This is a genomic window from Gillisia limnaea DSM 15749, from assembly GCF_000243235.1.
Lineage (GTDB): Bacteria > Bacteroidota > Bacteroidia > Flavobacteriales > Flavobacteriaceae > Gillisia > Gillisia limnaea.
In genome coordinates, this window is record NZ_JH594606.1 from 1996208 (window position 1) to 2016493 (window position 20286).

A 20286-nucleotide genomic window follows, 5' to 3' on the forward strand; every position below is an offset into this window, starting at 1 on the left:
ATTTATTCCCCTGGCATAGTTCGCGAGCTAACTCCGGGCATTTGATTATATTATGCACGCATATTAATTATTTGTAGTTTTACCAAAAATTAAACGCTATGTACATAAAAGAATTTGATATACGATGGAGTGACATGGATGCCAACCGGCATTTGGCAAATAGTGCCTACATCAATTTCATGAGCCACACGCGGATGGGGTTTTTAATGGAAAACGGATTTGGCCAAAAGGAACTTGGAAAGCATAATATAGGGCCGGTAGTATTTTATGAGCACATTTACTATTTCAAAGAGATTTTTGCCGGAAAACCTGTAAAAGTGAGCCTTCAGTTAAAAGGACTTTCTGAAGATGGCATGTATTTTGAATTTATCCATAATTTTTACGATCAAAAAGGTGAGAACTTTGCCAGTTGTGAGATGATGGGGGGTTGGATAGACCTGAAGGAAAGAAAACTTATAAGTTTGCCTTCAGAATTATATAAAAATCTCAATAGCCTTTCCCATACGGACGATTTCAGAATTCTAACAAAAGCAGATACCAGGAAATTCAGTAAAAAACCTCAGGATTTAACAGAAAATTAAATTCTTGCAGGCTTTGCTTTTCGGGATACCATATAAACACCCACAAATACCAGAAGAGCTGCGGTAATCTTGACAGTATTTAGCGTATCTGCACCAGTTCCTACTGCAAATGCGATCGCTACAAGTGGTTGTAAATAGATAAATGCACTTATTGCGGAGGCGCTTAATTCTTTCAACGCGAAAATATTTAGTAGATAGGTGGCAAAGGTTGTTCCCACAACCACAAACGCCATTTTCCAAATAACAGTTATAGGAAGAGAAGTCCATTCCACCCTCGAAAACTCAGAAATAGTGATTGGAAAATTGATTATTATAGCAAAAAGGAACAGCCATTTCATCAACGTAAAAGGATGGTATTTGGCTGTTAGAGGTTTTACGAGAATGAGATATAATCCGTAGGAAAAAGCATTGATAATAAAGAGGAGATTTCCCAGAGGAATATTGGGGGCATTAAATGTTGTTTCCGTACTAAAAAGCACCAGGGTTAACGCTCCTGCAAGACCGGTTACAATCCCAATAACTTTTAAAGGTGTGATACGCTCTTTGATAAGAATTGCGGCCAGTATCAAAACCAGGATGGGCGAAACAGTAATGATCACTGAACTGTTGATGGGCGTAGATAAGCTAAGGCCTTTAAAGAATAAGAGCATGTTTATAACCATTCCAAAGATGGTACATCCCACAATCCTGGGCCAGTCGCTGGTGGCGATCTTTTCTTTTGGTCCCCAGAAACTGATGATCCAGAACAAAATAGCTGCTCCCGTAACCCGTAATAAAATAAACCCGAAAGGTTCTATGTAGACCGGCATAAGGCCTTTGGCAATCGTGTGGTTGATGCCGTAAATTGTACTGGCACCGGTCGCTGCCAGAATTGCCAGAAGCCTGTTATCCATGAATAGCTGTTTTGGCTTCCTCCACGTTTTTTTTCGCATTACCGGCAAATATCTGGTCATTGTATATGATGACCGGACGCTTCAAAAAAGTATAATGTTCCAGGATTAAATTTTTGAAACGATCCTCGGTTAACGCTTCATTTTTAAGCTCTCGTTCTTTATACAACCTTGCTCTTTTGCTGAATAATGCCTCATAATTTCCACTCAATTCCTTCATTTCTTCAAGCTGAACTTCCGTGATGGGTTCTTCCTTTATGTCCTGAAGAATAAAAGAAGAAGGAACATCCAGTTCTTTTAAAATTTTCTTGCAGGTGTCACAGGTTGAAAGATGGTAGATTTTTTTCATTTCCAGGATTTTTATTACAAATTACGTCATTGCCTAAGAAGAATTACTTTCTTTAAATTAAAGTATTTTTATAAACTCTTCAACTTCTTCCAGCGGGATTTCCAGTTGAATGCCACCTTCAGCATAGGAAGCTACTTCGTATGCATTGTACCTAAGTATGATTTTATTCTTGAGAAAACCAATGTTTTTAGGCAATTGAAAGGTATCCTCTTCAAAAAAGAATCCGGTACTGTTAATAGGGCCATCTTCAGGGATACTATTCTTTTTTCTGAAAATTTTCTCAGCATAACTATTGAATCCGGTGGTAAACAGATCTTTATTGGAAAAAACCTCCCCGGTTTCCGGGTTAAGATTCAGGAAGCTTACACTGGTATACCCATGGGCACCTCCTGTAAATAAACCTATTTTGTATTCCAGGGATATAAGTTCCGGAGAGTTATGCACAATTCTACCTTCTACCGAAGCTTCCCAGGGAATATTATATTCCGGAAATTCTTCTGCCGAGGCCTCGTAATCGTCAATAAATCGTTGCGCAAGTTCTTCCAGGGATCCTAAATTCTTCATTTCCTGATAATCCACCATGCCAAGTATATGTTCCTCGATATTTTGGTTGATGGTTCTACTCCGCGGTCCTACATCCTGAGCAAACGGAGTATGAATACTTATAAAAGCACAGTTTTCTTCCTCGAAATCACAGTCGGTTTCAGAGACTTCCTCTATAAAAAATTCCTCAAAATTCAACGCTTCATCTTCATTCTTACAGCCCACCAACAATACGATGATTGTTAGGGGTAAAAGCAGTTTTTTCACAATAAATTCTTATATTAAATTAGGGATAAAGGTACATGCTATTTTGCCAATCAACAATACGAACAGTACATTTGCTTCAACGAATGTTTTATGAAAAAAGCGTGAACGGTAATTGGTGAAATATGGAAAAACGGCTAGGCTTTTGGACAGGATCCTGGCTGCTTTCAGAAGACATATAAAAACAAAAAATTCAGCGAATGAAATTTAATACTAAAACGATTCATGGTGGGCAACACAATATAGATCCGGCGTACGGATCGGTGATGCCACCAATTTATCAAACAAGCACGTATTCTCAAACCACTCCGGGAGGACATAAAGGCTTTGAATATTCCCGCAGTGCGAATCCTACGAGGACCGCGCTTGAAAATTCCCTTGCAAGTATAGAAAACGGAAAATTTGGTCTGGCCTTTGGCTCCGGCCTTGCAGCCATTGATGCAGTGCTTAAACTCTTCAAACCCGGAGACGAGATTATCTCAACCAGTGATCTTTATGGTGGCTCCTACCGCCTTTTTACAAAGATTTTTGAAGGTTTGGGATTGAAATTTCATTTTGTTGGGATGGAGGAATCCGGTAAAATTGAAGAATTCATCAATGAGAATACAAAAATGATTTGGGTGGAAACCCCTACCAATCCTATGATGAGCATCATAGATATTGAAGCGGTTTCAAAAATATCCAAAAAGCATAAGCTTCTTTTGGCCGTAGATAATACGTTTGCCACGGCATATTTACAGCAGCCATTAGATCTTGGCGCCGATATCGTTATGCACTCTGCAACAAAATACCTTGGAGGTCACAGTGATGTGGTATTGGGATCTTTGGTGGTTATTGATAAGGAACTTGCGGACAAATTATATTTTATTCAGAATGCCAGTGGCGCTATTTGTGGTCCAATGGATAGTTTTTTGGTATTAAGAGGAATAAAAACTCTTCATATCAGGATGCAACGGCATTGTGAAAACGGAGAAAAGATAGCGAGATTCCTAAAAACTCATCCTAAAGTAGCTAAAGTTTACTGGCCTGGATTTGAAGATCATCCTAACCACGAGATTGCTAAAAAGCAAATGAGCGGATTTGGCGGAATGATCTCTTTCACAACTTTGGAAGGTACTTTGGAAAGTGCTGTTAAGGTTGTTGAAAAGTTAAAGGTCTTTACTTTAGCCGAATCTCTGGGGGGCGTTGAATCCCTTGCCGGACATCCTGCCAGTATGACTCATGCATCCATCCCTGTAGAGGAGCGTGAAAAAACAGGAGTAGTAGATTCTCTTATCCGCCTTAGTGTGGGTATTGAAGACGATGAAGACCTAATCGACGACCTGAAACAGGCTCTGGGTTAGAAGCTTAAATAAAAATATATAGAAAAAGAGCCTCAGCGATCGTTGAGGTTTTTTTGTTTAATAATTTATATAATAAATGTAGCCTACGTTAACCCAAAAAACCAGGTCGTTGAACTTATTTTGTGGTCCCTGTACATTTAGTCCTTCCAGCCAATCTGTATCATAGTATTGCCAACGGGCTTCCAAATTGAGGTCACTAGAATGTCCAAGACGAAACCTTGTTCCTGCAATCCCAACGATGGCAAAGGTAGAACCGCTGTCTAAATCTACACCACCATTTCTAAAAGTGGGGAATAAATTATTTTCATCGGTGATAGGTCCAAGGTCTGAATATGCATTGGGAAAGTAATTTACATAGTGAACCCCAAGGCTAATAAAAGGCGAAAAAAGATGCGAAAATGCCCGGTAATCCCGTATGCTACGTGGATAATACTCCAGGCCTGTTCCAATTTCCAAGGTTTGGGTCTCCCCATGCATGGCTCTTAGTAATATCCCTCCAACCGATTTGGGTTTTGCCGCTATAGGTCCAAAATGCTCAAGTTTTGTTCTAAAGTAATCTATTTCGGTGCGTATTTTAAAGTGATCATTGAAATAAGTTTCGCGGGCATAACAGTTACAATCTGCCCGATAAGCAAAATTCATATAGTGCACGATTCCAATTCCAAGCCCGGCATTATTAACATTATTCTTGAAATTATAACGCTCGCCATAATCGGTGAAAAAAGCGGTGGGACCAACCAGTATTCCGACTTCATGAGATAATCCCAACTGGGCAAACACGCTTCCTCCGGAAAGGAAAAGCAGCCAGATAATAATTAATACGGAACGCAAATCTGCCATATACCACGCGGTGAAGGAATAACAAATATATAAAATAGAAGTTAACAAAATTATTAGTAAAACTGTTTCCAAAAATCATTAATTAAATTGGACGTTAATATTATATCAAAATGCAAAATATGCGCTTGATTCAACATATAACTTTTATATTTACAATAAAATTCAAAATTATTAATAATTAAATACCCTAAGGACTACATTATGGAAAAAAATGTACAAGATTTTTTGGACATTGTCTCTAAAAGAAACCAAAATGAACCTGAATTCATGCAAGCAGTTCATGAGGTGGCCGAAACGGTGATCCCATTTATTGAAGAAAATAAAAAATATCAAAATGTAATGCTGTTGGAGCGCATGGTAGAACCAGAAAGAGTTATCATGTTTCGTGTTCCCTGGATTGATGATAAAGGTAAAACTCAAATTAACCGTGGATTTAGAATACAAATGAATTCGGCAATAGGACCTTATAAAGGTGGATTGCGTTTTCATCCTTCCGTAAACCTTAGTATTTTGAAATTCCTTGCATTTGAGCAGGTTTTTAAGAATAGCCTTACAACATTGCCCATGGGTGGTGGAAAAGGAGGATCGGATTTTGACCCTAAAGGAAAGACAGATAACGAAGTAATGCGTTTTTGCCAAAGTTTTATGACTGAACTGGAACGCCATATTGGCTCAAACACCGATGTGCCAGCAGGCGATATAGGGGTTGGAGGTCGTGAAGTTGGATATTTGTTTGGACAATACAAACGCCTTAGAAATGAATTCACCGGAATTTTAACCGGGAAAGGGCTTTCCTACGGAGGTTCTTTAATTCGGCCTGAAGCTACCGGTTATGGGAATGTGTATTTTACTCAAAATATGCTTCAGCTAAAAGGGGATAAAATAGAAGGAAAGACCGTTTTAATCTCCGGATCCGGAAATGTCGCACAATATGCAGCAGAAAAGGCGACTCAACTGGGAGCAAAAGTGATTACTATGTCCGATTCCGGTGGATATATTTTGGATGAAGAAGGAATAGATTCAAGGAAATTGGAGTTTATTATGGATCTTAAAAACGTAAAACGTGGAAGGATAGCCGAATACGTAGATGAATTTCCAAACGCTAAATATTTTGAAGGTGAAACTCCGTGGGAGGTGCCTTGTGATATAGCAATGCCTTGTGCCACTCAAAATGAATTGTTGGTTGAAGATGCCAAAATATTGGTAAAAAACGGGTGTATTTGTGTAGGAGAGGGGGCAAATATGCCTTGTACTCCGGAGGCTGTTGAAGTTTTTCAGAATGCAAAAATCCTTTTTTCTCCGGGAAAAGCATCTAATGCCGGTGGAGTTGCGACTTCAGGCCTTGAAATGTCTCAAAACTCAATGAGATATAACTGGACTGCTGAAGAAGTTGATAAAAAACTTCATGAGATCATGAGAAGTATTCACGATAAATGTGTGGAATATGGTGGTGGTCAAAATGGTTATGTAGATTATGTTAAAGGAGCTAATATCGCTGGTTTTGTTAAGGTTGCAGACGCCATGTTAGCCCAGGGAGTAGTTTAAAATTTTCAGTCCCCGGATTATATAAATGCCGCTCCCAGAGCGGCATTTTTTATACATTCCTTTTTGAGAATTATTCGCAAAGGTTTGGTAAGAAGATTTTTATCCTTAATTTAGTTTTAACATCTTTCGGTTCTTTAACTTCGGGGAATCAATTTTTCTTTGAGTTTGAAAATCTAAAAAGAATTTAATTACCCTAGCAGCCCTAATCAAGCACATATGAAATATCCCAATTTTCTTAAAAAATATAAACTTCTTTCTCTAATTTTATTTTTACTGATTCCCCTTAATCAGGTTCAGGCCCAAAAGGTACAGCAGGAAACCTTAGATTCTACAGTGTTCCAAACAATGGATTACAGGGTTGCAGGACCATACCGTGGTGGTCGTTCCACAGCCATAGCAGGTCATGCAGACCGGATTAATGAATATTATTTTGGTGCAACCGGGGGAGGCTTATGGAAAACTACCGACGGCGGATTCCTGTGGAAACCGGTTACAGATAATCAGATCAACTCCTCATCTGTAGGAGCAGTTGATGTGGCAGACAGCAATCCGGATATTGTATACATAGGAATGGGGGAATCCCAATTCAGAGGGAATATAATGCAGGGAGACGGAATCTATAAATCTATAGATGCTGGTAAAACCTGGGAAAATGTTGGATTGAAAAACTCTCAAACCGTTGCTCGGGTGCGGATACATCCAACAAATCCTGACATTGTCTATGCGGCTGTTCTTGGTCATCCCTTTGGTCCTAATGAAGAACGCGGTGTTTTTAAAACTACAAATGGAGGAAAAAGCTGGAATAAAATTTTATACAAAGGACCAAAAGCAGGTGCTGCAGATTTGATCATTGACCCCAACAATCCTGAAGTAATTTATGCTTCTATTTGGGAAGTGTACAGGAAACCATGGAAAATGTGGGGCGGTGGCGGAGCTTCTGGCCTGTTTAAATCTGTGAACGCAGGAGAGACCTGGGAAGAATTGACCAATAAACCAGGCATGCCTCAAGCTCCTGTCGGGAAAATAGGAATTACTGTTTCTCCGGTTGATTCCAACCGGGTTTGGGCCATTATAGAAGTTAATGAAGGTGGAGTTTTTCGATCTGATGATGCAGGTAAAACCTGGACCAGGACCAATGAGGACAGAAAACTTCGGCAACGGGCGTTTTATTATACCAGGATCTATGCAGATCCTCAGGACAAAGAAACCGTGTATGTTTTAAATGTAGATTTTTGGAAATCAACAGATGGAGGTGAGGAGTTTGATACAGAAATCAAAGTTCCTCACGGAGATAATCATGACTTATGGATTGATCCAAATAATCCTAAACGTATGGCGGAAGCCAATGATGGAGGAGGAACGGTAACTGTAAACGGGGGCGAAACCTGGACAGATGAAGATTTTCCAACTGCGCAGCTCTACCATATCACAGCAACAAACGATTTTCCATATTTTATAGCAGGTGCCCAACAGGATAACAGTACAGTTGCAGTACCAAGCGAAGGTTGGGATTTCCTTACCGCAAGGGGAAATACTATGAAAGAAAATGTTCCATCTTATTCAGTTGGAGGAGGAGAAAGTGGGTATATCGCTCAGGATCCTAATAATCTTGATATTTTTTATGCAGGCAGTTACTCGGGGGTTTTAACCAGGATCAATAGAGAAACCGGAGAAAGGAGAAGGATTGAGCCTTATCCAAGATATTTTATGGGTAATGCTGCAGAAACTCTTCCGGAAAGAGTACACTGGACCTATCCAATCGTGTTTTCTCCTCTTGAAGACAGGCTTTATGTAACGAGTCAACATGTTTGGACCACAACGAGTGAAGGCCAATCCTGGGAAAAAATAAGTCCGGATCTTACCTATGCAGATCCTGAAACTATGGGTGTAAGTGGAGGCGAGATTACTTTAGACATGAGTGGTCCCGAATTATACGCTACTGTTTACGCACTGGCGCCATCTTACCACGATGTGAATACCATTTGGGCCGGGTCTGATGATGGTTTGATCCATATAACCAGAAACCATGGCAAAACCTGGGAAAATATTACACCTCCCGGTTTACAAAAACATTCAAGGGTAAGTATAATAGACGCTTCCAGGCATAAACCAGGAACGGCTTATGTTGCTGTGAAGCGATATCAAATGGACGATCGGGCCCCTTATATTTTCAAAACCAGTGACTATGGGAAAACCTGGAAAAAGATCATCAGCGGCATAAAAGAAGGCGATTACGTACATGTAGTTCGGGAGGATATCACCACTCCGGGAGTTCTATACGCAGGAACCGAGCATGGGGTGTATGTTTCCTTTAATGATGGTGAAAACTGGAATTCTCTTCAGCTCAACCTGCCAGACGTTGCCATTAGAGATCTTGCGGTTACAGAAAAGGATATTGCAATAGCTACTCACGGAAGGTCAATGTGGATCCTTGACGATATTGCGCCAATCAGGGAGTATAGCAAAGAAGTTGTTAATAAAAATCTCCATTTGTACAAGCCTTATTATGCTGTAAGGAGGGTTCAAAATGCCGTTTTTCATTACAACCTCGGGAAAGATGCAGAAGAGGTGAAAATTGAAATCTTAGATCCTTCCGGAGAAATTATCCAGACTTTTATTTCTGAAGAGCCAAAGCCTGAAGAAGAAAAGAAACCTGAAGATCTTGCAGCAAAGACTGCTAAAAAATCTGATGCAGAGATTGAGGAAGATGAAGTAAAAGAGGACAAAAAATCAGCAAACGGATATACACCACCAGAGCCACCTACCAGTAAAAAAGGATTGAATACTTATAAATGGGATTTACGATATCCCGGTTCTACGGTATTCGATGGAATGATCCTGTGGTCTGCCCGTCCTGAAAGAGGGCCACTTGCAAAACCCGGAATTTACCAGGTAAGAGTCACTGCAAACGGGAAAACGGAAACCAAACCATTTGAGATTAAACTTGATCCAAGGCTGGAAAATGTTTCGGAAGCGGATATTAAAGAACAGTTTGATCTCGGGATGAAAATTCGGGAAAAAGTAAGTGAGGCCAATGAAGCTGTAATTAAAATAAGGGAATACAAAGAAAAGATGGGAGATAACATAGATCCTGAAGTTTTGAAAAAGCTTAGTTCTATTGAAGAGGCTATTTACCAGGTGAAAAATGAAAGCAGCCAGGATCCTTTGAATTTTCCAATAAGGCTTAACAACAAAATTGCCAGTCTGGGTATGATTGTCGATAGTGGAGAGGCTAATCCTACAGATGGTTCCTACCAGGTTTTTAATGAACTTTCAGAGGAACTTTCTGTTCTTATTAATGACATGGAAACTGTTTTTTTAAATGCTGAAAGGACAAATTCTGTGGAAAAGTAATATTAAAGTGCTAATAGGATAACAACTGTAAAAAAACCTTCTTTTCTTCAGTTAGAAGTACATTTATGCCTAAGATCAAATTTATATAAGCTTTGAAAATGCCGCTCCCCGAGCGGCATTTTTTAATTATCTTCGTGCAAACTTATCAAAATGCTTGTTAATACTAATGCCATCGTCATAAGTGCTTTAAAGTATGGGGAAGCAGATTTGATCGTGAAATGTTTCACCCAAAAAAGCGGACTCAAATCCTATCTCCTGCGTGGTATTTTAAAATCTAAAAAAGGAAAATTCAAAACCTCCATGTTTCAACCGTTGTCTCAACTGGAACTGGTTGCAAAGCATAAAGACAAAGGCACTCTGGAATATTTACAGGAAGCAAAAATGCTTAGTACCTATAGAACATTGCATACAGACGTGGTGAAAAGTGCCATGGTATTGTTTATTTCTGAAATACTGCGGAATTCGATTCAGGAGGAAGAAGAAAATGAGGCTTTATACCATTATCTGGAAACAACGTTAAACTGGCTGGATCATCATGAGAAGTTCGCTAATTTTCACTTGCTTTTTATGCTGAAACTTACCAGGTACCTGGGTTTCTATCCCGATGATTCCAATACTGATCCTGACTATTTTAATATGTTGGACGGGGTGTTTCAGGATGTGGAAACCAATAATTACTGCATAGAAGGCCAAAACTCCTTGGTTTTAAAACAGCTGCTGGGCATAAATTTTGATGAGTTAGAACTACTGAAATTAACCAAAACCAACCGAACCCATTTCCTTGAGATGTTATTACTGTACTATCAACTACATATAGACGCATTTAAGAAACCAAAATCCCTGGCGGTTCTTCACGAAATTTTCAATTAAATGCGAGTTATTTTAAGCCTACTTCTTTTTTTATTTTTTAGCCATTCCTATGCGCAGGAAATCACGGTTCTGGATCGTGAAATGAAAATTCCGCTTAGCAATGTGGCTATTTACAACCAGAGCAAAACCATAAGTACACTTACCAATTTTGATGGAAAAGCATCTATTTCTAAGTTTTCTAAAAATGAGCTTCTTTTTTTTAAGCATGTGTCCCATCATGAACTTCGAATCAAAAAATCTGACATCAAATCAAATTATAAGGTTTATTTAATCCCGGATGAGAATCAGCTTCAGGAAGTAGTAGTGTCTGTTTCCAAATTCGCGCAAAATAAAAGAGACCTGGCAAGGCAGGTAGTGAGTATTTCGGCTGAAGACATCAAATTTTCAAATTCTCAAACCGCTGCAGATCTTCTGGAAAGCTCGGGCAAGGTATATGTTCAAAAAAGCCAATTAGGAGGCGGGAGCCCAATGATTCGCGGGTTTTCTACCAATAGATTGCTTATCACTATAGACGGGGTACGAATGAATAACGCGATTTTTAGAAGCGGAAATCTTCAAAATGTGATCTCTATAGATCCGTTGGCGGTGGAACGGGCAGAGGTTATTTTAGGTCCCGGATCTGTAATTTTTGGGAGTGATGCGGTGGGAGGTGTTATGAATTTTTATACTTTGACTCCCAGGTTTGCGATGGGACGGAATACTGTCCTTTCCGGAAATGCCTATTCCCGGTATGCCTCTGCCAGTAATGAAAAAACCCTTCACGCCGATTTTAATATAGGTCGAAAAAACTGGGCCTTTTTAACAAGTGTTACCTACTCTGATTTTGGGGATTTGAAAATGGGAAGTCATGGCCCCGAAGAATACCTTAGGAATGAATATGTGATTAATAGAAACGGGAATAGTCTTATTGTTTCAAATGAAGATCCCCGAATTCAAAAACCAACCGGTTACAATCAAATCAATTTATTGGAAAAGATCCGGTACATGCCAAATGAAATCTGGGATTTTAGCCTGAATTTGATGTACAGTACCACTTCCAATTTTCCCCGGTATGACCGGCTAATTCAAAAAAGGAATGGGCAGTTGAGGTCGGCAGAATGGTATTATGGCCCACAAATCTGGTTTATGGGCAATTTCAAGATTGATAAAAAAGGAAATGGAGCGGTTTATGACAATGCTCAACTAACCACCGCCTATCAACATTTCAAAGAGAGTAGAAACAACAGGGATTTTGGAAGCGAACTGCTTTTTAATTCTGAAGAAAATGTTGATGCTTGGTCGGCAAATCTGGATTTTGAGAAGAAATTTGAAAAAAATAAATTGAATTACGGACTAGAATATGTGTTGAACGAGGTTTCTTCAGAGGGCCGAAGGATAAACATAACTACCGGTAACTCAAACAGGGATATGCCTCGTTATCCCAACGGATCCTCCTGGCAATCCCTTGCTGCCTATTATGGATTTCAATGGGAACTCCACCCGGAATTAACCCTGCAAACAGGCGCCAGGTACAACCATATATTTCTGAATGCCGATTTTGAAGATGCGGTATATGAATTTCCATTTAAAAATGCCGATCTCAGCACCGGGGCATTAACAGGTAGTGCGGGGCTGAGTTGGAATCCTTCAGAAAAAATTAATTGGAAATTAAACTTTTCAACAGCTTTTAGAGCTCCTAATATAGATGATGTGGGAAAGGTTTTCGATTCTGAACCCGGCTCGGTAGTGGTTCCCAATTCCAATTTAAAACCCGAATACGCCTACAATGGTGAAATTGGTGTATACTGGAAAATTTCCGAAGCCATACGTGTTGATATTGCTGGTTTTTATACACATTTGGACAATGCTCTAATAAGGAGAGATTTTAGCCTCAATGGAGTTGAAACAATAGATTTCCAGGGAGAACCAAGCAAGGTACAGGCAATACAAAATGCCGCCAGCGCTTACGTATACGGATTTGAAGGAGGAATTGTTGTTAAATTTAGTTCATCGCTACTTCTCAATTCTCAATTGACCATTACAGAAGGAAAAGAAGAACTGGATAATGGTACAACCGCTCCTTTACGACATGCGGCTCCCCTTTTTGGGAATACGCATTTAGTGTGGAAGCGCGATAAACTAAAACTCGATCTTTTTGGAGAATACAACGGGCAGTTCGATTACGAGAACCTCGCTCCATCAGAACAAGGGAAAGCATATTTGTATGCCATTGACCTAAACGGTAATCCTTACTCCCCATCCTGGTATACCATTAATTTTACCGGTCAGTATGAAATTTCATATAACTGGCAGGCAACGGCCTCACTCGAAAATATTACCGACCAACGTTACCGCACCTATTCTTCGGGTATGGCCGCTCCGGGAAGGAATTTGATTTTGGCGTTGAAGTATAGTTTTTAAACTCGACTTCCTTCTTTACCCCGGAAATGAATCTAAATGAGGTAATCAACCATCGCTTAAAAACAACTCAGTTTATCTGCTTTTTTGGTTGGAGGGCATCGCATTATAATCTTGTAAAAAAAATCTTTAAGAAGATATAAAGTTTTCAAATTGTTTATGTCGGTGTTTTTACCTTTTGAGTTCTTCTCTTTTGCTAAAAATGTTTAATTTCGCAGCTCATTAGAAATTACTAGAAAATGAGCACAAAGTTCGCTGAATATAAAGGACTTGACCTTCCAAAAGTAGCTGAAGAAATTCTGGGCTATTGGAAGGAGAATGATATTTTTGAAAAAAGCGTAACTACCCGTGAAGGAAAGGAGCCGTTCATATTTTTTGAAGGCCCGCCTTCAGCAAACGGTTTGCCCGGAATTCACCACGTGATGGCCCGTGCCATTAAAGATATTTTTTGCAGATATAAAACCCAAAAAGGCTATCAGGTAAAACGAAAAGCCGGTTGGGATACCCACGGACTTCCAATAGAGCTTGGAGTAGAGAAGGAACTCGGAATTACAAAAGAAGATATTGGAACCAAGATAAGCGTAGAAAAGTACAACGAAGCATGTAAGAATGCCGTAATGCGCTATACCGATGTCTGGAACGACCTTACCGAAAAAATGGGATATTGGGTAGATATGGAAGACCCATATATCACGTATAAATCAAAATACATGGAAACGGTGTGGTGGCTGCTTTCTGAGATCTATAAAAAAGGCCTTATTTACAAGGGATATACCGTTCAGCCGTATTCCCCAAAAGCCGGAACAGGATTGAGTTCTCACGAATTAAACCAACCGGGAACCTATCAGGATGTTACCGATACCACAGTTACGGCCATGTTCAAAATAGGCCCCCTAACCCCCAAAGGGGGAACAGCCGCGCCAGGGAAGTTAGAGGGAACTGTTAGTTTAGAGGGGGCTTATTTCATCGCCTGGACCACTACTCCCTGGACACTTCCGGCAAATACAGCATTAACGGTAGGACCAAAAATTGAGTATGTAAGTGTAAAAACCTACAATCAATATACGTTTGAACCTATCACTATTGTGGTTGCAAAAGTTCTTGCTGAAAAACAATTCGATAAAAAGTTTGTAAAGATTGAAAATGAAGAGGCACTAGAAGTTTTTACCGAAGGTGATAAGATCCCGTATTTTATCGATAAAAGTTTTTCAGGAAAAGAGCTGGTGGGGTTGAAGTATGAACAATTAATGCCGTATGTGCAGCCGTATAATAATCCTGAGAACGCGTTTCGTGTAATTGCTGGAGATTTTGTAACCGTAGATGAAGGAACCGGTATTGTACACACGTCTCCAACCTTTGGGGCAGATGATGCCATGGTGGCAAAACAGGCAACTCCTGAAGTTCCGCCATTGCTGGTAAAAGATGAAAATGACAACCTGGTCCCAATTGTGGATTTGCAGGGGAAATTTATAAAAGAGATTGGTGAGTTTGGCGGGAAATATGTTAAGAATGAATATTATGAAGACGGGACAGCACCGGAAAGGTCTGTCGATGTTGAAATCGCCATCAAATTAAAAGAGGAGAACAGAGCGTTTAAAGTCGAAAAATATGTTCACAGCTATCCAAATTGCTGGAGAACCGATAAGCCTATATTATATTATCCGCTGGATTCCTGGTTTATCAAAGTAACCGAGTTTAAGGACCGGATGTTTGAATTAAACCAGGAGATCAACTGGAAACCAAAATCTACCGGGGAAGGACGTTTTGGGAACTGGCTTGCAAATGCCAATGACTGGAATCTCTCCAGAAGCAGGTATTGGGGAATTCCATTGCCTATTTGGAGAACTGAAGATGGCAAAGAAGAAATCATCATTGGTTCTATAGAAGAATTAAAAGCTGAAATCGTAAAAGCTATTAAGGCTGGAGTTCTTGAAAAGGATGTTTTTGAAGGTTTTGAAGTTGGAAATATGAGTGAAGAGAACTATAGTTTGGTAGATCTTCACAAAAATGTTGTAGACCAAATCACTCTGGTTGCTGCTTCAGGAAAACCTATGAAACGTGAAGCAGATCTTATAGATGTTTGGTTTGATTCCGGTTCCATGCCGTATGCCCAATGGCATTACCCATTTGAGAATAAGGATAAAGTCGAGAATGGAGAAAAGACTGCCGATTTTATTGCTGAAGGGGTAGACCAGACAAGAGGCTGGTTCTATACACTTCACGCCATTGCTACCATGATCTTTGATGATGTAGCTTATAAAAATGTTGTTTCCAACGGACTGGTACTGGATAAAAACGGTCAAAAAATGTCCAAACGTCTTGGCAACGCCGCCGATCCTTTTACAACTTTATCAACCTATGGTGCAGATGCCACAAGGTGGTATATGATCTCCAATGCAAATCCTTGGGATAATTTAAAATTTGACCTGGAAGGCATCGGGGAAGTGAGCCGGAAATTCTTCGGAACACTTTATAATACGTACTCCTTCTTTACCTTGTATGCAAATATCGATAAATTCGATTATTCTGAAGCTGAGATTCCCCTAGAGGAACGCCCGGAAATCGACCGGTGGATACTATCAGAATTGAATACATTGATAAAAAAGGTTGATAAATTTTATGCAGAATATGAGGCCACAAAGGCAACAAGGGCAATTTCAGAATTTGTTCAGGAAAATTTAAGCAACTGGTATGTTCGCTTGAGCCGAAGAAGATTTTGGAAAGGGGAGTACGAGCAGGATAAAATTTCTGCCTATCAAACCCTGTACACCTGTATGCTAAGCGTTGCGAAGTTAAGCGCCCCGGTTGCTCCATTTTTTATGGAACAATTGTACAGGGATCTAAACGCAGTAACCGGGAAAGAAGCTTTTGAATCGGTTCATTTAGCCGATTTTCCAACCTTTAACAGTGCTTTTGTAGATAAGGACCTGGAACATAAAATGGAAAAGGCCCAAATCATTTCTTCCCTGGTGTTATCCCTTCGGAAAAAAGAGATGATCAAGGTGCGTCAGCCTTTGCAACGTATTATGATCCCTGTGCTGGATGAAAAGCAAAAAGCTGAGATACGGGCAGTGGAAGATTTGATAAAATCTGAGGTGAACGTAAAGGAAATTCAGCTTATAGATGATGCTTCGGGAATACTGGTAAAACAGGCAAAACCTAATTTTAAGACATTGGGTCCAAGGTTTGGAAAAGAAATAAAATCTGTTGTGAATGTTATTAATCAACTAACTTCAGAAGATATCGCCAGGCTGGAGCGGGAAAGTGAATTAACTGTTGAAGTTAACGGAAAAATGACTAAATTGGTATCCGATAACGTAGTGATTACTTCCCAGGATATTGAAGGGTGGCTGGTTGCAAGCAATAAGAATATTACCGTTGCTTTAGATGTTCATATTTCTGAAGCGCTAAAGAAGGAAGGAATAGCCAGGGAGTTAGTTAACAGAATTCAGAACCTTCGAAAAGATTCCGGATTGGAAGTGACAGATACTATAGATGTAACCCTACTGAAGGATAGCGTTGTCGAGGACGCTGTCTTAGAAAATATAAAGTATATAAAAAACGAAACACTCACTGCAAATCTCGAATTTGCAGACGTGGTTGCAAACGGAACCGATATAGAATTCGACGATGTGACTACCAAATTGTGTATTAAAAAACATTAGACCCATGTCAACAGAAATCAAAGAACGTTACAACGATGCCGAATTAGCAGAATTTAAGGAATTGATCAAAGGGAAAATTCAAAAAGCCCAGGAACAATTGGCCCTTTACAAAAGTGCTTATGTAAACGACGGCAATAATGGCACAGATGATACTTCCCCCACTTTTAAAGCATTTGAGGAAGGAAGTGAAACCATGAGTAAGGAAGCAAATTCTCAATTGGCCATTCGCCAGGAGAAGTTTATAAGAGACCTTAAAAATGCACTGGTTCGTATCGAGAGCAAGACTTTTGGGATTTGCAGAGTTACCGGTAAATTAATTGCAAAAGAGCGTTTAAAGTTGGTGCCACATGCAACCTTGAGTATAGAAGCCAAAAATTTGCAGCGCTAAGCGTTAGTATATAGTATTATTAATTATAAGTACGCTCCAATTTGATCTCATTCATCTTGGAGCGTTTTTTTATATCCGTTAATTGGATGAAGTTTTATGTTTCATTTTTGATATTTATCAGTGTCGTTTTAAGCGGTTTTTCCCAAAAGGATATTTCGGGAACGTATGATGCTCAAAATATTGAAAAGCTCTATATTTTTACGGATGAGGTATTCAAAATCAATTTAAAAACTTCAAAGACAGATAAAATCATTCTCACTTCTCATTCTGAAGGTGAATATTTCAATGATATATTCCTAAATATGGAACTGTTGCAGGACAGGATGATTCTAACTACTCAATTCCGGGAAATCCTTCAAAGCGGATATGATAAACTAAGTGCTCACAAGGTTTTTTCCCTGGAAATCACCCTGGAAATACCTGAATATCTTGAAGTGTTTATAAAATCCAATATAGCCTCTGTATCCGGCATCGGAACCTATGAAAATTTAGAAATTGAGTTGAAATCAGGATCCTGTGAACTGAAAAATTTTCAGGGAAATGCACTTGTCAATATATACAAAGGTTCCATTGATGTGCAAACTCAAAATGCAGAGATCACTGCAATCTCAAGAAATGGGAAGGTAGTAGTTCCCCCGGCAATGACCGGAAAAAACAAAATTGAGCTCACAACTATTAATGGAAATATCAGGGTGCGTGAATACTAAATAAATTTAGTATTTTTGTGCCGTTTAAACACACACCTTTCAATGTCCTTAAAAAAAGCGAGCATCATTATCATTCTGATCTTACTGATAGATCAAATTTCAAAATTTTACATCAAGACCAATTTCATGCTTGGAGAAGAAGTTAGAGTGTCTAATTGGTTTCGGATACTGTTTGTTGAAAACGAAGGAATGGCCTGGGGGGCAAAAATCCCTGGAGAATATGGAAAATTACTGCTTACTTTGTTCCGTTTAGGAGCTATTGTAGGAATAGGATATTGGTTGTGGGATTCGGTTAGAAACAATGGTTCCAGAATACTGATTACAGCCATTGCATTCATTTTTGCGGGTGCATTTGGGAATATAATAGATTCTGTGTTCTACGGAATTATATTCGATGACAGTTATGGTCACGTAGCCTCTTTTATGCCTGAGGGTGGTGGTTACGGCACTTTGTTTCACGGGAAAGTGGTAGATATGCTTTATTTCCCTTTATACGATGGAATTTTACCGGAATGGATCCCTTTTTGGGGCGGTGAAAATTTCCGATTTTTTGAGCCGGTTTTTAATGTTGCAGATACAGCAATAAGTACAGGTGTTGTGCTTCTTTTATTATTTAATAAAAGAGCTTTCCCAAATAAGGATGAAGAAAAAAATGAGTAAGAGGATCAGGCCACGTCTCTGTCAAAGATCTGTTCAAACTTTTTCAGTTCAATAGGTTTTATCAAATAATCGGTTACAAGATTAAAGGATTTCGCCCTTTCAAGATCTCTTGGATCTATGGAAGAAGAAACCACATAAAGGATGATCTTCTTATCGAAGTTGTTCTTAATTTTGATGAATTCCCCCAAAAACTCCCATCCATCCATTACAGGCATATTAAGGTCCAGGAAGATGATATCCGGCAGTTTGTCTGCGGTCATATTGGTTAGGATCACTTTAAAGTAATCTAAAGCCTCAAGACCGTTTTTAAAGATCAGTAAATTTTCAGAAAGATGTTTAATCTCAATGATTTTGCGCACTAAGTTCACGTATATTTTATCATCATCGATAATACACGCCAATTCTATTTTTTGCCCCATTTTAATCTAAAATTTAATTTTAAAAGTAGTCCCAATATTTACGGTGCTTGTAACCGAAATTGAACCTCCCAGGGTTTCTACCTGGTTTTTAGTGATAAACAAGCCAATTCCTTTTGCATCGGAATTTCGATGAAACGTTTTATACATCCCGAACATTTTTTCCCCAAATTGATCGAGATCTATTCCCATTCCATTATCGCTTATTTCCATAAACGATTTTTCATTAGACAGATAGGTTTGAATGAAAATCACGGGTTTTCTACCAGGCTGTTTATACTTTATTGCATTCGTTATTAAATTTAGTAAAATACTTTCAAGATATTCAGGAATATATTGAATTTCTTTCAGGGCCTTAAAATCGGAAATAATCGTGGCGCTCTCCCTTTTTATAAGTGAAGAGACAGAAGCCATAACCACATCCAGCGCATTGCTGAAATCCGTTGTTTTTCGCTCTTTTGTCAATACATCCTGATGTGTCACTATTTCATTTAGTTTAGAGATCGCGACGTCCAGGTTTTCAGAAATATCAGAGATATTATCCAGCAACTCCATTTTATCTTTTAAAGGCTGAGTTTCAGAAAGCAACTGAACTACCAAACTAAGGTTGCTGCTGTGAGACCTTAAGTTATGCGAAACGATGTGTGCAAAATTGAACAACCTTGAATTTTGTGCAGCAATGATATCCAGGGAGTTTTGCAAATTAAGTTCATTGTTTTTATTTTCATCTATATTTTGAAAAACTCCACGAATTCCTATGATTTCCTGTTCCTCATTATAAACAGGCTTTCCTGTGGCCCTTACCCAAAATTCTCTTCCATAGAGGGTGCACATTTTTATTTCAGTTTTAAAGGGAATTCCGTATTTCTCACATTTGTTAAAAATAGAAAGTGCCTTTTCCTGATGATCGGTAGAGTAAAAACGCATACGTTCATCATAATCTACCTGATAATCACCAGGGCAATCCAGGATCTTTTTTGTGACATCATCCCAGTAAATTGCCTTGTGGAGGGTGTCTATGTACCATCCCCCGGTAGAGGTCATCTCTGCGGTTTCCCGGTAATAAAAAAAATTCTCCTCAATGGTGTATTGATCTCGTTTGCTCTGATGGATATTTACGAAAAGTAAAACCGCAGTGTCTTTATTGCTGTTTTCCTTACTTTTTAAATTTCGGCATTCAAACCAGCGGTATTTATCATTTTGGAGCTTTAATTTTATTTCCTGGCTAATTTCCGGAGAGCCGGAAGTAAGACGCTCAAAGGCTTCCCTAAAGTCATATTTATAGTCTTTATGGAGAATATTATTCAAAAAATAGTTGAAAATTGAATCTTGAGTGGAAGGTTTTCCTACAAGCGCTTCAAAATGCTCTGACCACGTAATTTCATTTGTAAGTATATTGATTTTCCAGTAGGCAATATCAAAATCTTCCAGAATACTGTTTAACTGAAGGTCGTTGAGCATCAATTATATATAT

The 20286-nt window shown here is 39.1% G+C and carries 15 protein-coding genes and 1 pseudogene; 10 read left to right on the plus strand and 6 right to left on the minus strand.

Annotation, left to right across the window (positions count from 1 at the left end):
* Positions 1-83: 83 nt before the first annotated feature.
* Positions 84-581: pseudogene (locus GILLI_RS10720) on the plus strand (acyl-CoA thioesterase); the annotation flags it as partial.
* Here the strand turns inward: GILLI_RS10720 and GILLI_RS10725 are convergent.
* Genes GILLI_RS10725 through GILLI_RS10735 form a run of 3 tightly spaced genes read right to left on the minus strand, consistent with a single transcriptional unit; the run spans position 578 to position 2630 of the window.
* A complete protein-coding gene (locus GILLI_RS10725) occupies positions 578-1474 on the minus strand; it encodes a DMT family transporter (protein WP_006989139.1) in 897 nt (298 codons plus the stop codon). The pseudogene GILLI_RS10720 and the gene GILLI_RS10725 overlap by 4 nt on opposite strands.
* A complete protein-coding gene (locus GILLI_RS10730) occupies positions 1467-1820 on the minus strand; it encodes an arsenate reductase family protein (protein WP_006989140.1) in 354 nt (117 codons plus the stop codon). The genes GILLI_RS10725 and GILLI_RS10730 overlap by 8 nt, the downstream gene beginning before the upstream one ends.
* Positions 1821-1877: 57 nt before the next feature.
* Positions 1878-2630, minus strand: a complete 753-nt coding sequence (locus GILLI_RS10735; RefSeq protein ID WP_245545626.1) for a DUF3298 and DUF4163 domain-containing protein — start codon at positions 2628-2630, stop codon at positions 1878-1880.
* A 197-nt stretch (positions 2631-2827) separates the two neighbouring features.
* Between GILLI_RS10735 and GILLI_RS10740 the strand changes: the two genes are divergently transcribed.
* The gene (locus tag GILLI_RS10740) at positions 2828-3970 is read left to right on the plus strand and encodes a cystathionine gamma-synthase (protein ID WP_006989142.1); all 1143 of its coding nucleotides are present in this window, start codon (positions 2828-2830) and stop codon (positions 3968-3970) included.
* Positions 3971-4027: 57 nt separating this feature from the next.
* Here GILLI_RS10740 and GILLI_RS10745 read toward each other — a convergent pair whose 3' ends face one another.
* Positions 4028-4810 carry a THC0290_0291 family protein gene (locus GILLI_RS10745; RefSeq protein WP_006989143.1) on the minus strand — a complete coding sequence of 261 codons (783 nt, stop codon included), beginning with the start codon at positions 4808-4810 and terminating at the stop codon, positions 4028-4030.
* Between the two features lie 201 nt (positions 4811-5011).
* Here GILLI_RS10745 and gdhA point away from each other — a divergent pair, with 201 nt between their 5' ends.
* The 8 genes from gdhA to GILLI_RS10785 all read left to right on the plus strand — a co-directional run bounded on the left by gdhA (position 5012) and on the right by GILLI_RS10785 (position 18396).
* Entirely contained in the window at positions 5012-6355 is a 1344-nt protein-coding gene (gene gdhA / locus GILLI_RS10750; RefSeq protein ID WP_006989144.1) for an NADP-specific glutamate dehydrogenase, read from the plus strand.
* 216 nt (positions 6356-6571) lie between these two features.
* Positions 6572-9709, plus strand: a complete 3138-nt coding sequence (locus GILLI_RS10755; RefSeq protein ID WP_006989145.1) for a WD40/YVTN/BNR-like repeat-containing protein — start codon at positions 6572-6574, stop codon at positions 9707-9709.
* Positions 9710-9859: 150 nt separating this feature from the next.
* Positions 9860-10579, plus strand: a complete 720-nt coding sequence (gene recO, locus GILLI_RS10760) for a DNA repair protein RecO (RefSeq protein WP_006989146.1) — start codon at positions 9860-9862, stop codon at positions 10577-10579.
* A complete protein-coding gene (locus tag GILLI_RS10765) occupies positions 10580-12979 on the plus strand; it encodes a TonB-dependent receptor (RefSeq protein WP_006989147.1) in 2400 nt (799 codons plus the stop codon).
* 236 nt (positions 12980-13215) lie between these two features.
* Positions 13216-16641 carry an isoleucine--tRNA ligase gene (gene ileS, locus GILLI_RS10770; RefSeq protein ID WP_006989148.1) on the plus strand — a complete coding sequence of 1142 codons (3426 nt, stop codon included), beginning with the start codon at positions 13216-13218 and terminating at the stop codon, positions 16639-16641.
* A gap of 4 nt (positions 16642-16645) precedes the next feature.
* The gene (locus GILLI_RS10775) at positions 16646-17029 is read left to right on the plus strand and encodes a TraR/DksA family transcriptional regulator (RefSeq protein WP_006989149.1); all 384 of its coding nucleotides are present in this window, start codon (positions 16646-16648) and stop codon (positions 17027-17029) included.
* An 86-nt stretch (positions 17030-17115) separates the two neighbouring features.
* Positions 17116-17736, plus strand: a complete 621-nt coding sequence (locus GILLI_RS10780; RefSeq protein ID WP_006989150.1) for a DUF4097 family beta strand repeat-containing protein — start codon at positions 17116-17118, stop codon at positions 17734-17736.
* A 42-nt stretch (positions 17737-17778) separates the two neighbouring features.
* Positions 17779-18396 carry a lipoprotein signal peptidase gene (locus GILLI_RS10785; RefSeq protein ID WP_006989151.1) on the plus strand — a complete coding sequence of 206 codons (618 nt, stop codon included), beginning with the start codon at positions 17779-17781 and terminating at the stop codon, positions 18394-18396.
* 5 nt (positions 18397-18401) lie between these two features.
* Here GILLI_RS10785 and GILLI_RS10790 read toward each other — a convergent pair whose 3' ends face one another.
* On the minus strand, positions 18402-18815 hold the full coding sequence (locus GILLI_RS10790) for a response regulator (protein WP_006989152.1): 414 nt from the start codon (positions 18813-18815) through the stop codon (positions 18402-18404).
* 6 nt (positions 18816-18821) lie between these two features.
* Positions 18822-20273, minus strand: a complete 1452-nt coding sequence (locus tag GILLI_RS10795; protein WP_006989153.1) for a PAS domain-containing sensor histidine kinase — start codon at positions 20271-20273, stop codon at positions 18822-18824.
* Positions 20274-20286 lie beyond the last annotated feature (13 nt).